The 12,733-nt window shown below is 63.9% G+C and carries 14 protein-coding genes; 7 read left to right on the top strand and 7 right to left on the bottom strand.

All coding sequences use genetic code 11. The features are described 5' to 3' along the window. Positions 1-130: 130 nt before the first annotated feature. Entirely contained in the window at positions 131-538 is a 408-nt protein-coding gene (locus LDO54_RS13880) for a hypothetical protein (RefSeq protein WP_436975581.1), read from the top strand. A 231-nt stretch (positions 539-769) separates the two neighbouring features. Here LDO54_RS13880 and LDO54_RS13875 read toward each other — a convergent pair whose 3' ends face one another. Further along, positions 770-1,228: a DUF2846 domain-containing protein gene (locus LDO54_RS13875; protein ID WP_224011193.1), complete on the bottom strand. Its 459-nt coding sequence runs from the start codon at positions 1,226-1,228 to the stop codon at positions 770-772. Positions 1,229-1,800: 572 nt separating this feature from the next. Then, the gene (locus LDO54_RS13870) at positions 1,801-2,025 is read right to left on the bottom strand and encodes an FmdB family zinc ribbon protein (RefSeq protein WP_224011191.1); all 225 of its coding nucleotides are present in this window, start codon (positions 2,023-2,025) and stop codon (positions 1,801-1,803) included. A 95-nt stretch (positions 2,026-2,120) separates the two neighbouring features. On the opposite strand from LDO54_RS13870, the gene LDO54_RS13865 reads away from it, so the two are divergent. Next, on the top strand, positions 2,121-2,795 hold the full coding sequence (locus tag LDO54_RS13865) for a GntR family transcriptional regulator (protein ID WP_224011189.1): 675 nt from the start codon (positions 2,121-2,123) through the stop codon (positions 2,793-2,795). 52 nt (positions 2,796-2,847) lie between these two features. On the opposite strand, the gene LDO54_RS13860 is transcribed toward LDO54_RS13865, so the two are convergent. The 5 genes from LDO54_RS13860 to LDO54_RS13840 all read right to left on the bottom strand — a co-directional run bounded on the left by LDO54_RS13860 (position 2,848) and on the right by LDO54_RS13840 (position 7,115). Continuing rightward, positions 2,848-4,080 carry an ArgE/DapE family deacylase gene (locus LDO54_RS13860; protein ID WP_224011187.1) on the bottom strand — a complete coding sequence of 411 codons (1,233 nt, stop codon included), beginning with the start codon at positions 4,078-4,080 and terminating at the stop codon, positions 2,848-2,850. Positions 4,081-4,131: 51 nt separating this feature from the next. Next, positions 4,132-4,869 (bottom strand): amino acid ABC transporter ATP-binding protein, encoded by a 738-nt coding sequence (locus tag LDO54_RS13855; RefSeq protein WP_224011185.1) that lies wholly within the window; start codon positions 4,867-4,869, stop codon positions 4,132-4,134. Next, positions 4,847-5,536, bottom strand: coding sequence for an amino acid ABC transporter permease (locus LDO54_RS13850; protein ID WP_224011183.1), 690 nt, complete (start codon positions 5,534-5,536; stop codon positions 4,847-4,849). The genes LDO54_RS13855 and LDO54_RS13850 overlap by 23 nt, the downstream gene beginning before the upstream one ends. Continuing rightward, a complete protein-coding gene (locus tag LDO54_RS13845) occupies positions 5,536-6,204 on the bottom strand; it encodes an amino acid ABC transporter permease (protein WP_224011181.1) in 669 nt (222 codons plus the stop codon). Before LDO54_RS13845 ends, LDO54_RS13850 begins: the two co-directional genes overlap by 1 nt. Before the next feature lie 83 nt (positions 6,205-6,287). Then, positions 6,288-7,115, bottom strand: a complete 828-nt coding sequence (locus tag LDO54_RS13840) for a transporter substrate-binding domain-containing protein (RefSeq protein WP_224011179.1) — start codon at positions 7,113-7,115, stop codon at positions 6,288-6,290. Between the two features lie 147 nt (positions 7,116-7,262). Between LDO54_RS13840 and LDO54_RS13835 the strand changes: the two genes are divergently transcribed. Genes LDO54_RS13835 through hydA form a run of 5 tightly spaced genes read left to right on the top strand, consistent with a single transcriptional unit; the run spans position 7,263 to position 12,600 of the window. Further along, entirely contained in the window at positions 7,263-7,577 is a 315-nt protein-coding gene (locus LDO54_RS13835) for a (2Fe-2S)-binding protein (protein WP_224011177.1), read from the top strand. Next, complete coding sequence (locus tag LDO54_RS13830) at positions 7,570-8,994, top strand: FAD-dependent oxidoreductase (RefSeq protein ID WP_224011175.1); 1,425 nt, start codon at positions 7,570-7,572, stop codon at positions 8,992-8,994. Before LDO54_RS13835 ends, LDO54_RS13830 begins: the two co-directional genes overlap by 8 nt. An 8-nt stretch (positions 8,995-9,002) precedes the next feature. Then, positions 9,003-10,199 carry an NAD(P)/FAD-dependent oxidoreductase gene (locus LDO54_RS13825; protein ID WP_224011173.1) on the top strand — a complete coding sequence of 399 codons (1,197 nt, stop codon included), beginning with the start codon at positions 9,003-9,005 and terminating at the stop codon, positions 10,197-10,199. After that, positions 10,196-11,179, top strand: coding sequence for a dihydrodipicolinate synthase family protein (locus LDO54_RS13820; protein ID WP_224011171.1), 984 nt, complete (start codon positions 10,196-10,198; stop codon positions 11,177-11,179). The genes LDO54_RS13825 and LDO54_RS13820 overlap by 4 nt, the downstream gene beginning before the upstream one ends. Beyond that, positions 11,176-12,600 carry a dihydropyrimidinase gene (hydA, locus tag LDO54_RS13815; protein WP_224011169.1) on the top strand — a complete coding sequence of 475 codons (1,425 nt, stop codon included), beginning with the start codon at positions 11,176-11,178 and terminating at the stop codon, positions 12,598-12,600. The genes LDO54_RS13820 and hydA overlap by 4 nt, the downstream gene beginning before the upstream one ends. The last annotated feature ends 133 nt before the right edge of the window (positions 12,601-12,733 follow it).

Raw genomic sequence — 12,733 nt, 5'->3', positions numbered from 1 at the left:
GGCACGGAGAACATGCCAGAAAACACCTGGCATTGCTGATGGTCGGTGGCCGGGTGCCGCGCGCGACGCATTTTCGTTGCCTATTCAGGCGCACACGCTACGCTTCGCGCATCGTCCGAGGAGAACCATGATGAGCTTATTGCGAGATGGCCGTGGATTGCGCGCTTCGTATGGTGCCGGGTATGGCGCCGTCGCGAGACGGCTCATGCTTGCAGGCGTGTGCGCCGGCCTGCTTTCTCTGGCGGGATGTCCCTACTACTACGCGCCGCCGCCCGGCACCGTGGTCATGCAGCCCGCCAGTTTCGACCGGTCCTTTTCCGCGGCCGCAGGCGCGATGCGCGACGAGGGCCTGACGATGACCGTTCAGGACCCTGGCACCGGCGCGATAGCCGGCACCATCGACGGGAGCACCGTCACTGCGAACGTGCGTCAGCAAGGCGATGGCAGCGTGATCGTGCAGTTCAATTCCGCCGATGCACGAGATCCATCGCTGCTCGGGCGGATTTCGCGCAGCTACGACCGGCGCATGGGGCGCTAGGCGTTTTTCGAACACACGCCATTGAATCGATGCCACGATTCAGGCAGCGCCGAAGCGACAATCTTTTATATATAACGACAAAAAATCGCCCGAAATGGGTGCGCTGTTGTGTTCTGACTTCGACTATGGTTATCCACGGAGTAGATAACCATGTCGTGTAGGTCATGCAGCCGGTCAACACGTGAGTAGCGATGCACCCAGATGTCTCCCGGCCCGTTCAAATCAAAAGCTTTATTGGACGGCGGTTGTCACTGGCGTCCCGGTGTATTTGAGTTGCTCGATTTCGTGAGGTGCCGTTTCCGGGTCATCCAGCGTCGGCGTGATATGCCCGACCAGAATGCCCATGCTGATAGAAGTCCGCACGTATTTCGTGTCGCCCGCGTGCAGGGTGAACGTCACCTCTTTCTTCGTCTCGGTCGTCGTTGACACCGTGTAATCGCCGGGAACCTCGTCTACATAAAAGAATCCACCCGGTACGGATCGCCCGACGACCTTGTCGTTAAGCTTGACTTCCGGCTGGATCATGGCGCCGCCGAAACCGTCAGCGCGGAAGAAGTAGATTCGGCCGTGATCGGCGGTGAGCGTCGGAATCGACGAGGCCACTTCTTTGTACTGCGGTCCCGATGCACAGCCAGCTGCAAGCATCGTGACGCCGACTGCGAGCGACAGAGTGCGATAGAACGTCTTCATTTCATTATCCCCGGTAGGTTTTGAATTGTTTGAAACGCGGCGATGCCAGGTTGAACAACGTGTTTCGTTCGACGTAGGCATGGTTGATTTACGGCATATGTTTGCAATTCTTTATTGTTCTTTTAAGTCGCCATGGAATGACAGAAATTCGAAACAAGGTAGTCATTCAAATTCATTACAAATTGCAATCTTATGCATTTCAATAATGCATATTGCATTAAGTGAATGCATTCACAATTCCAGGCTTGCCTGGATTCCTCGTCGATACAAAGCAAATGTGGACGATGCAACCATCGTACGGGAAGACGGCGGTGCCAAACAATCGGAACAATCCGAACAAACGAGGTCGGGCAGCGAGTCAATATTCGCCAGAAGTGAAGTATCACGTTGCGCCTTCGTGCGCGCCCCGCGCATCTCGGTGCGCGTCTGTATCTCGGTCCGCTGAAGCTGACATTGCGCCTCGACGTTTCTGCACTCGCGGCGACGGGCGGACGCGAAGCCGAGGTGGAATGGCCTGAGGCCTTTGGTCTTTCAGCCCGCAAGTATTCCACCGGCCGGTTTCGGCACGGCGTTCAACAACATGAACACGCAGCTGCATGACGCATGCCGTAGCGACCGTCGGGCGACGTCTCTTGATTGTCCTGATCCGAGGAGCGAGCCAGTCGAGGCATCGTAACCGTGACGCGTTGCGTGGCCTCGCCGCATTCCGGACACGATGGCGCACTGTCGCGCATGGCCACACTGCGCGTACTTTCAAACACGCCGCAAGTCTCGCATCGATAGTCGTAAAGAGGCATTGCACCTTCCTCGTTCAAAGTTTCAGGGCCGACGATACAACGCAAGTTGGCATACTCTATGCCTGACCGTATACTTATCGTATACTGACAGCATAGTGTCGTCACTCGATATCGTGTCCAATCCGTCCACATCCAATTCCGAGAAGCTAGGCGAACTCGCCTATCAGACGCTGCGCCGCATGATTCTCGATAAGGCGTTGCGCAGCGGCGGTGCCGTCGTCGAAGGGCGGCTCGCAGAAGAACTCAAAATCTCCCGTACGCCCATGCGCGAGGCGCTGTTGCGTCTCGAAGGCGAAGGCCTGCTCGTGCGCGCGGGCGCGCGTTCCTATTCCGTGCGCTTCGTGAGCGTGCAGGAGTACTTTCAGGCGATGAAAGTGCGCGAGATGCTCGAGGTCGAAGCCGTGGGGCTGGCGGTCGGCAAGATCGACAAGAAGCAGCTTCAGGCGCTCATCAAGAAAACGCGTGCCTTGAGCAGCGGCCAGCAGGAGCAGGCGCACTGGCAGGTCGACGACCAGATCCACACGCTCATGGCGCGCGCGGGCGGCAATGAAGTGCTGGCGCGCACCATCGACATCGTGCGCACGAATAGCCGCCTGTTCGAACTCGCCACGCCGTTCAACCGGATCGAAGAGGATCGTGCCGAGCACGTCGCGATTCTCGAAGCGTGTCTCGCGGAAGATGCCGATCTCGCACGCAGCGCCATGCGCACGCATCTGCAGAATCTGCGCCGCTTCGTGCTCGAACGGCTTGCCGAAGGGTCCGGCAGCTAAACCCGCCGCGTCATAAGGAGCGGCGCTTGCGCGCCGCTCCTTTCCCTTGGTCTCAACCGCCCAGCAGATTCGTCAGCGCCAGCGCCACCGTGCGCGTGGCAAGACGCACATCCTCGATCTTGACGCGCTCATCCGCGCGATGGCCGTTCGCCTCCAGCAGCGTACGCGGTCCCGCTCCGTAGATCACCGCCGGCACGCCGGCTTCGCAATACAGCCGCGCGTCGGTGTAGAGCGGCACGCCTTCCTCGGGAATGCGCGCCCCCAGCGTGACTTCCGCCGCTTCCTGCAAAGCCGACGTCAAACGCTCCGCACCGTCGATCGGACGCAGCGGCGATGTCACCAGCACTTCGCGAATCTCGACCGAGATGCCGGGCAGCGCCGCGGCCGTCTCGATCACGGAACGCAACTGCGCGAGCACGTCTTGCGCGGACTCCTCGGGCACCACGCGGCGGTCGAGCCGGAAGGTGACCTTGTCGGGCACGACGTTCGTGTTGATGCCGCCTTCGATCAGCCCGACCACGAGCGTCGGATGCTCGATGCCGGTCGTGGCCGAGCGGATCTGGCGCAGGTCTTCGCGATGCGCGTACAGCGCGTTGAGCACGCGCACGGCGGCTTCGAGCGCGTCGTGCCCGGTGTCGGGGCGCGCCGCATGCGCCGACTTGCCGCGCACGGTGACTTCGAGGTGGATCGCGCCGTTGTGCGCCGTCGTGATCGCATACGAAAACCCGGCGCAAATCGCGTAATCGGGCTTCACGATGCCTTCCTTGAGCAACCAGCCGGGACCGATCAGGCCGCCGCTTTCCTCGTCGTAGGTGAGGTGCAATTCGACCGTGCCGGCGAGCGGCGCGCGCGTGTCGATCAGCGCCTTGAGCGCGAACGCATACGTCGCGAAGTCGGACTTCGATACGGCCGCGCCGCGCCCGTACATCCAGCCGTCGCGAATCTCGGCGCCGTAAGGGTCGGCGCTCCAGCCTTCGCCCGGCGGCACCACGTCGCCGTGCGCGTTGAGCGCGATCACCGGCCCGGCGCCGAAGCGGTGCCGCACGACGAGATTCGTCGCGCTGATCATGCCCGCGCGCTCGACAACCGGCGTCGGTACGCGATGGCGTTCCACGTCGAAGCCGAGTGCTTCGAGCGCTAGCGCCGTCAGTTCGGCGTGCTCCGCGCAGTAGCCGGGCGGATTGTCGGAAGGGCGGCGAACGAGGTCGGCGAGAAACGCAATTTCGTTGTCGAAATTGTGGTCGATGGCCTGGAACAATGCGGTGGTGGTGTGTGCGTCTGTCATTCGATATGCCTTTAAAACAGGGGCTTTTGATGCGAGCGTTCGAAAATTCGGTTAATGGCGCAGGATCTTGCCAACGAATTCGCGCGTGCGCGTTTCTTGCGGCGAGTCGAAGATTTGCTGCGGCGTGCCGGTTTCGACCACGTGGCCGCCGGCCATGAACACGACTTTCGACGAGACTTCGCGCACGAAGCTCATTTCGTGCGAGACGATGAACATCGTGATGCCGTCCGAGGCCAGCTCGCGAATCGTGTCGAGCACTTCGTTCACGAGTTCGGGGTCGAGCGCGGCGGTGACTTCGTCGAGAAACAGCACCTTGGGTTTGAGCGCGAGCGCACGCGCAATGGCGACGCGCTGCTGCTGTCCGCCGGACAGTTCGTCGGGATACGCTTTCAGGCGATGGCCGAGGCCCACGCGTTCGAGCAGCCGCTTCGCATCGCGTTCGACTTCGGCGCGCGGCCAGCCCTTGATGCGCGTGGGCGTGATGGTCACGTTGTCCATCACGCTCATGTTCTGGAACAGGTTGTACTGCTGGAACACGATGGCGATGTCCGAGCGCAGCGCGCGCACGGCGGCCTTGCTCGCGTAATCGACCTCTTTTCCGTTCAGGCGCACCGCGCCCGCTTCGGGCGGCAGCAGGCCCATCAGCACACGCAGCAGCGTGCTCTTTCCCGAACCGGACGGCCCGATGAGACTGACGATCTCGCCTTTGTCGACGCGCAGGTTGATGCGCTCCAGCACCGTTTGCGTGCCATAGGACGCTTTCAGATCAACGATTTCGAGTTGCGGCAAAATTCTTCTCCAGGCGCTTACCAAGACGCGAGAGGGGATAGGACATGGCGAAGTAGAGCACCAGCACCGTGCCGTACACCATCGTCGCGGAAAAGCCTTTGTTGCTGAGCACCTTGCCCGCCGACGTCAGTTCCATGACGCCGATCTGCGAGGCGAGCGCGGTGTCCTTGATGAACATGACGAAGAACGCAAAGGTCGGCGGCAGGATCACGCGCCACGCTTGCGGCATGACGACGTGGCGCAGCGTCTGTATGAAGCTGAAGTTCAGGGTTTGCGCGGCTTCCCATTGATTGCGATGCACGGCATCGAGACCGCTGCGCACGATTTCCCCGAGATACGCGCTCGCGATCAGGCACACGCTGCCGAGCGCCACCGTGAACGTCGAAAAATTCGCGCCGAGCGACTGCGTCACGAAGAACACCAGCATCAGCGTGACGAGGAAGGGCACGCGCCGGAACAGCATGCACCAGACGAATGCCAGCGCGCGCAACGGGGCGACCGCGCGCGAGCGCGTCGCGCGCACGACGGCGATCGCAAAGCCGCCCGCGAATCCCGCGAGGCAACCGATGGCGGAGAGCGCGAGCGTCGTGCCGAAGCCGTCCAGAAGCAGCAGGAGGTTGTAATGCGAAAACAGTTGCGCGACTTCCTGAATGGTCGAATCTGGCATCAAAACACCTTCACTCGGGCGCGGCACACGTATCGGCCGAACAGGGCCAGCGCGAGCGTCGCCAGCAGCGTGATGACGATATAAATACCCGCCGTCACCGTGAACGCTTCCACAGAAAGATAGGTTTCCGAACTAATGTTGTAAGTGCGGCCGGTAAGTTCTTCCACGCCGAATACCGACGCCATCGAGGTACCGAGCGTCATCATGATGAACTGATTCGACAAGGGAGGAAACATGACCTTGACCACATGAGGAAAGATCACGTGCTGAACGATTTGCAGCGAGGAAAAGCCCAGCACTTCAGCGGCCTCGATCTCCGTGCGGTGCACGGAGGCAAACCCGGCACGCTGGATTTCGCACAGGTAAGCGCCCGCATTGAACGTTGCGCCGATCAGCACCGCCGCGTACGGCGAGAGCGTGATGCCCGCTTGCGGCAGCGCGAAAAAGAGAAAGAAGATCTGCACGAGTTGCGGCGTGTTCGTTGCGAACGTCACATACAGGCTCACGACGCGGGCAAGCCACGCCGGTCCGAAACGCTGAATGGACGCGCACGCGAGACCGATCAGCATGCCGAACGCGAAGGCCAGCACGGCGATCTGCAGACTGAGCCACGCGCCGCCGAGCAGATACGGCCATTGCTCGAGAACGGGCCCGAATTGAAGCGTCATGTCGTGTGCGCTCCTTGGGAACAAGGATTAAAGATCAAGGTGCAATCCGCGCAAGCGCCTTGCGGCGCCTGCGTGCGTGTCACTTACTGTGCGGAGGCGACGGCCGGCGGCGCGGCGGTCGGGTCGTACAGCATCGGGCTGCCAAACCAGGTCTTCCAGCTCGCGGCGATATAGCCCGACTTCTGCATGGTCGCGATCTCCTTGTTCAGGCGCTCGGTCAGCGCCGTATTGCCTTTCTTCACGCCCACGCAGTCGTAATCGACTTCGATAGGCGTATCGACCACGCGCCACTTGACCGGATATTGCTTCGTATAACTGAGCATGAAATCCAGCACGTCGATCAGCGCATCGGAGCGGCCTTGCGCGATCGAGCGCACCGCATCGGGGTAGTTGTCGAGCAGCAGCAGTTGCGCCTTCGGCAGCTTGTCCTGAATGAGTTTCACGGGCGTCGTGCCGCGCACCTGCACGAGCCGCACCGACGGATCGTTGAGTTGCGTCCAGTCCTTGTACGGCTTGCCCGCGGTCGTCAGCACGCCGAGCACTTCGGTGTTCACCGGATCGGTGAAGTCGATGACCTTCATGCGGTCGGCGTTGCGCGTCATGCCGCCCATCACCGCGTCGATCTTGTCGGTCATCAGAAACGGAACGCGGTCGTTCGAACCGACCGGCACGATCTCCAGCTTCACGCCGAGGCCGTCGGCGATCTTGCGCGCCACGCTGACGTCGAAGCCGTCGATGTTGTTTTTGGCGTCGTAGGTGCCGAGCGGCGGCAGGTTCGGATTGATCCCGAAGACGATCTTTTTCGAGGCGAGAATTTCGTCGAGCGTGCGCGCATGAGCGCCGGTAGAACCGAGCAACGCGGCTGCCGCGACCGTCGCGGCGAGCATGCGTCCCCACATCGAAGGTTTCATCTGCTGACTCCGTGAGAAGCGTGAGGGTGGATCGAGGCGACGAACCGTCTGCGCGTGCGCCTTATTTTTGGCGATTTGTCGTATACGGTTCGTATACGATAGGATCAAAACATCGCCTAAATTCCTTGTCAAGCGAGGTGTAAAAAGATGGCTTCGGACGATGGGATGCATGTACACGGTCTGCGCGAAGCGCCGTGCGTCGAGCTGATTTACGACGGCCGGCCCGTGTCCGCGCGCGACGGCGAGAGCGTCGCGGCGGCGCTGTTCGCTCTGGGTATCCGCTGTTTGCGCACGAGTCCGCGATCGCATGGCGCGCGTGGCATGTTTTGTCTGATGGGTTCGTGTCAGGAATGTCTCGTGATGGTGGACGGCCGGCGCGCGCTGGCATGTCAGACGCCCGTGCGCGCGCAGATGCGCGTGGAGACCGTGGATCTGGACGAAGGCTCGGCGCGCCATGAATGAGTTCGACCTGATCGTGATCGGCGCCGGGCCGGCCGGCGTGCAGGCGGCGCTCGCCGCTTCGTCGAGCGGCCTTACGGTCGCCTTGTTCGATGAAAACGCGCAGGCGGGCGGCCAGGTGTATCGCGCGCCGCATGCGGGCATCCCGGCGCACGGCGAGGCCGACCGGCAAGCCGGCGACGCGTTGCGCCACGCGTTGGCCGCGAGCCCCGTGCGGGTCTTCTCGGCCCACTCGGTCTGGGCCGTGACGGGCGACTATCGCGTCGATGCCGTCGGGCCGGATGGCCCGTTGCATTGCACCGCGCGGGCGTTGATCGTGGCGACGGGCACGACCGAGCGCGTCGTGCCGTTCGAAGGCTGGACCACGCCGGGCGTCATCGGCCTCGCCGCGGCGACCATTCTCTTGAAAGCGCAGGGCGTGCTGCCCGGACGCACGACGCTGGTGGCGGGCTGCGGTCCGTTGCTCGCGGCGGTCGCGGGCAAGACGATCGCGGGCGGCGGCGAAGTCGTGGCCATTGCCGATCTCGCCAGCAGTGCGGACTGGCTGCGCACGCTGCCCGCGCTCGTGACGCGTCCCGACTTGCTGGCGCAGGGCTTTGCGTGGTGGCGCGCGATTCGCCGCGCGGGCACGCCGCGTTACGCGCGTCACACGCTTGAGCGCGTCGAACCCGTGGGCGAGCGCCTGCGCGCGACGCTCGCGCCTTGCGATGCGAGCGGGCGTGCAGTCGCCGGTGCGCGGCGCATGGTGGATGTGGACTGCGTCGCCGTGGGGCACGGCCTCGTGCCGTCGACGGAGATCACGCGGCTTCTGCGCGCGCGTCATCGATACGACCGCGCGGCGGGCGGATGGATCGCCGATATCGACCGCGATGGCCGCAGCTCGCGCGAACGTCTCTACGTTTGCGGCGACGGCGCGGGCATCGCGGGCGCGGCGGCGGCCGCCGCACACGGCACGCTGGCCGGACTCGCGTGCGCGCGCGACCTCGGCGCGAATCCGTCCATCGTCTCCGATTCGGCAATTGCCTCGGCGCGCGCAACGCACGAACGCGACGCGCGTTTTGGCCGAGCGATGGCGGGCTTGATGGCGCTGCGCGAGGGACACGTGCAAGGCATCGGCGCGGACACGACGGTATGCCGATGCGAGGACGTCACGCGCGCGGAAATCGAAGCCGCCTGCGAAGCCGGCGCACAGGACGTCAATCAACTCAAGGCGTGGACGCGCTGCGGCATGGGGCCGTGTCAGGGCCGAAGTTGCGGCGACGTCGCTGCCGAGTTGCTGACGCATTGCGCGCCCGGCAAAACGCGCGAAGGCGTGGGCGCATTTTCGGCGCGCACGCCGCTGCGGCCGGCTTCGGTCGCCGCGCTCACGGGCACCTATACCTACGACGACATTCCCATTCCGAAGGCGGCGCCGCTGTGAATACCGCAATGAAATCGATCGCGGCGAGCGCCGCGCAGGGCGGTCGCGACTTCGACGCCGTCGTGGTCGGCGGCGGCGTGATGGGCTGCACGACCGCGTTGTTTCTCGCGCGCGGCGGCATGCGCGTGGCGCTCGTCGAGCGCGATGCGCTGTGCCGCGCCGCGTCCGGCGTGAACGCGGGCACGCTCACGCTGCATATGACGCGCGCCGCGCTCGTGCCGTACGCCATGCACGCGTGGCACATGTGGATGAACGCCGAAAACTGGCTCGGCGCGGGCGTGGCCGCGACGGCGGCGCCCGGTCTCTCGCTGGCCTTCACGCCCGCCGAGCAGGAGTTGTTGCGCGCGCGGGCCGCCGCGCGGCGCGAATACGGCGCGCAGATCGGCTTGCTCGATCCCGCCGCCGCGCTCGCCGTCGAGCCGGGACTCAATCCGCGGATGCTCGAAGCCGCACACTGCGAGATGGACGGTTTCGCGAGCGCGTATCTGACCGGCCGCGCCTATCGCGCCGCGTTGCGGGCGGCGAACGTCGAGATCGTCGAATACGCGGCGGTCAGCCGTATCGAGCGCGAGCGCGGCGCGTATCGCGTGCACGCCGAGCGACGCGACGGCACGCCGCTGCGTCTCGACGGCGCGCGCCTCGTGCTGGCGGGCGGCGTGTGGCTCGAACCGATGCTCGCGATGCTCGACGTGCGCGTGCCGGTGAAAACGCTCGTCAACCAGTTGATCGTCACCGAACGCCTGCCGCGCGTGATGCGCACCGTGTTGAGCATCGCCAACGGCTTGCTGTCGATGAAGCAGTTCGACAACGGCACGGTGCTGATTGGCGGCGGCTGGCAAGGCGTGGGCGACCGCGTGAACGGCCCCGTCGAAACCATTCCGCAGAACCTGCAAGGCAATCTCCGTCTCGCGCAGCACGTGATCCCCGCACTCGCCGCCGCACGCGTCGCGCGCATCTGGCTCGGCCTCGAATCGGAAACCGCGGACGCCATGCCGATGCTCGGGCCGATTCCGGGCCACGACGACGCCTGGGTGATCGGCTGCGTGCATTCCGGCTACACGAGCGGTCCGTTCATGGGGAAGCTGCTCGCGCAGGCGATGCTCGGCAGCGAGCCCGATTTGCCTCTTTTCGATCCCGCGCGGCTCGTTGTCCCGGCCGCCGCCATCTCCACTCATTCCAGCGTTCACCGAGAACCGATGCCATGATTCCCGTTCGCGAATTTCCTTTTCATGGCGTCTACGCCGCCACGTTGTGCCCGCTCGACGCCGACGGTCGGCACCTCGACGAAGATGCGCTGCGCCGTCATCTCGCGCAGGTCGCGTCCGTCGACGGAATAGTCGGACTCCTGATCAATGGTCATGCCGGTGAAAACTTCGCGCTTTCGCGCGAGGAAAAGCGGCGCGTGGTGGAGATCGCCCGCGAGATGTGCGGCGCGCAGTCGATCATCGTCGCCGGTATCAATTCCGAGGACAGCTATCAGGCGCAAGCGCATGCCGACGATGCGAAAGCGGCAGGCGCCGACGCGCTGCTGCTGTTTCCGCCGTACTCGTGGACGCTGTCCACCGACCTCGCGACGGTCGTCACGCACCATCGCATCACGAACGCGAACGCCCAGTTGCCGCTGATGCTCTATCAGGCGGGCGTGGGCACGGGCGCGATGGCGTACACGCCGGAGATGCTGGCGGCGCTGGTCGCGCTGCCGAACGTCGTCGCGATCAAGGAGGGCAGTTGGGAGACCGCGCGTTATGAGGCGAATCGCCGGCTCGTGCAGGCGCTCGCGCCGCACGTCGCGGTGATGGCGTCGGGCGACGAGCATTTGATGACGTGCTTCGCCGTGGGCACCGAGGGCTCGCTCGTGAGTCTCGCGGCGGTGGTGCCGGAGTTGATCGTCGAACTCTATCGCGCGATGCAGGGCAACGATCTCGTGACCGCACGCAAGCTGCACGAGCGCGTCTATCCACTCGCGAAAGCGATCTACGGCACCGCGCCGGGCTTTCTCGCGAACGCGCGCCTGAAGGCTTGTCTGCATTTGCTCGGCCACCTGCCGGGCGCGGCGATGCGGCCGCCCGTCGCGCCGCTCGACGCGCAGGAGATCCGCAACCTCGAAGCCGCGCTGGCGCACGCGCTGGCCGCCGATTCAATCGATTCAGCCGATTCCGCCGTTCCTCACCGGAGCCATTCATGACCCAAGCGAAGCGAACCCTCATACGCGGCGGCCGCATCGTCACCGCTGTCGACGACTACCACGCCGATATCCTGATCGAAGGCGAACGCATCGTGTGCATCGGCGTGCAGCTCGAAGCCGGACCGGACACGCGCGTGATCGACGCGACGGGGCGGCTCGTGCTGCCCGGCGGCGTGGATGCGCACACGCACATGGAAAACACCTTCGGCCCCTCGGTGACCTGCGATACGTTCGACACGGGCACGCGCTCAGCGGCGTTCGGCGGCACGACGACCATCATCGACTTTGCGTTGCAGGAAACGGGCACGAGTCCGCTCGACGCGATCGCGCGCGCGCAGGCCAAGGCCGCATCGGTCTCGCATATCGACTACAGCTTTCATGTGATCGTGACGCAGGTCGACGAATCGGTGCTCGGCGACATGCGTTACGCGATCCGTCACGAAGGCGTGTCGAGCTTCAAGATGTTCATGGCGTATCCGGGCACCGTCATGTCCGACGACGCCGCGATCTTTCGCGCGATGCGCATGGTCGGCCAGCATGGCGGAATGATTGCGCTGCACGCGGAAAACGGCACGGTCATCGACCTGCTGATTCGCGAGGCGCTTGAGCAAGGCCACACGTCGCCGCGTTATCACGCGCTCACGCGGCCCGCGCTGATGGAAGGCGAGGCCACGCATCGGGGCATCAAACTCGCGGAACTCGCGGAAGCGCCGGTGTATTTCGTGCATCTGTCGGCGAAGGAAGCGCTCAAGCATGTGATCGAGGCGCGCGATCTGGGCATTCCCGTGTTCGCGGAAACCTGCCCGCACTATCTGTTCTTCGACGATTCCGCCTACGCCGACGACAGCTTCGATGTCGCGCGCTACGTGATGAGCCCGCCGCTGCGCTCGAAAGAGTCGCAGAACGCGCTGTGGACCGCGCTCAAGACCGATGACCTGCAACTGATCTCGACCGATCATTGCCCGTACTGTTTGAAGGAAGGACACCTGGGACGCGTCAATCAGAAGCCGCTCGGCGAGAACGATTTTTCGCGCATTCCCAATGGCGTGCCGGGCGTGGAGACGCGCATGACCGTGGTCTACGACGGCGGCGTGGGCACCGGGCGCATCTCGCTGAATCGCTTCGTGGAATTGACGTCGACGGCGCCTGCGAAACTGTTCGGCCTGTTTCCGCGAAAGGGGACGATTGCGGTGGGTAGCGATGCCGATATTGTGTTGTTCGACCCGGACGCCACGCAGACGATCAGCGCGCAAACGCAGCATAGCGCGTGCGATTTCACGCTATTCGAAGGGCGCAACGTGACGGGGCAGGTCAAGACCGTGCTGCTGCGCGGCGAATGCCTGATCGAAGAAGGCGAGTGGGTCGGTCCGAGCGGTCAAGGCCAGTTTGTCGCGCGCGGGGAGTTGGGAGCGCATTGGTAGGCGCGCAGTTATCTGAATTGCGCTGATTGCGACGAGAGGAAGCGCGTGTGGGTTTGCTTTCGTCGTTCAGGTTGACGGATTGGGCGTGGTGTCACCGCAGTTGTCAGCGCAGCGTATAGCGACACGCCGTGTT

This window comes from Paraburkholderia tropica (assembly GCF_914484835.1).
GTDB classification, from domain to species: Bacteria; Pseudomonadota; Gammaproteobacteria; order Burkholderiales; family Burkholderiaceae; genus Paraburkholderia; species Paraburkholderia tropica_A.
This window is presented reverse-complemented; position numbering and strand designations above follow the sequence as displayed.

Bases quoted from the DNA above. Each gene is read 5' to 3' on its own strand.
- LDO54_RS13880 (WP_436975581.1), top strand. From the start codon at position 131: ATGAGCTTATTGCGAGATGGCCGTGGATTGCGCGCTTCGTATGGTGCC.
- LDO54_RS13875 (WP_224011193.1), bottom strand. From the start codon at position 1,228: ATGAAGACGTTCTATCGCACTCTGTCGCTCGCAGTCGGCGTCACGATG.
- LDO54_RS13870 (WP_224011191.1), bottom strand. From the start codon at position 2,025: ATGCCTCTTTACGACTATCGATGCGAGACTTGCGGCGTGTTTGAAAGT.
- LDO54_RS13860 (WP_224011187.1), bottom strand. From the start codon at position 4,080: ATGACAGACGCACACACCACCACCGCATTGTTCCAGGCCATCGACCAC.
- LDO54_RS13850 (WP_224011183.1), bottom strand. From the start codon at position 5,536: ATGCCAGATTCGACCATTCAGGAAGTCGCGCAACTGTTTTCGCATTAC.
- LDO54_RS13845 (WP_224011181.1), bottom strand. From the start codon at position 6,204: ATGACGCTTCAATTCGGGCCCGTTCTCGAGCAATGGCCGTATCTGCTC.
- LDO54_RS13840 (WP_224011179.1), bottom strand. From the start codon at position 7,115: ATGAAACCTTCGATGTGGGGACGCATGCTCGCCGCGACGGTCGCGGCA.
- LDO54_RS13835 (WP_224011177.1), top strand. From the start codon at position 7,263: ATGGCTTCGGACGATGGGATGCATGTACACGGTCTGCGCGAAGCGCCG.
- LDO54_RS13830 (WP_224011175.1), top strand. From the start codon at position 7,570: ATGAATGAGTTCGACCTGATCGTGATCGGCGCCGGGCCGGCCGGCGTG.
- LDO54_RS13825 (WP_224011173.1), top strand. From the start codon at position 9,003: ATGAAATCGATCGCGGCGAGCGCCGCGCAGGGCGGTCGCGACTTCGAC.
- LDO54_RS13820 (WP_224011171.1), top strand. From the start codon at position 10,196: ATGATTCCCGTTCGCGAATTTCCTTTTCATGGCGTCTACGCCGCCACG.
- hydA (WP_224011169.1), top strand. From the start codon at position 11,176: ATGACCCAAGCGAAGCGAACCCTCATACGCGGCGGCCGCATCGTCACC.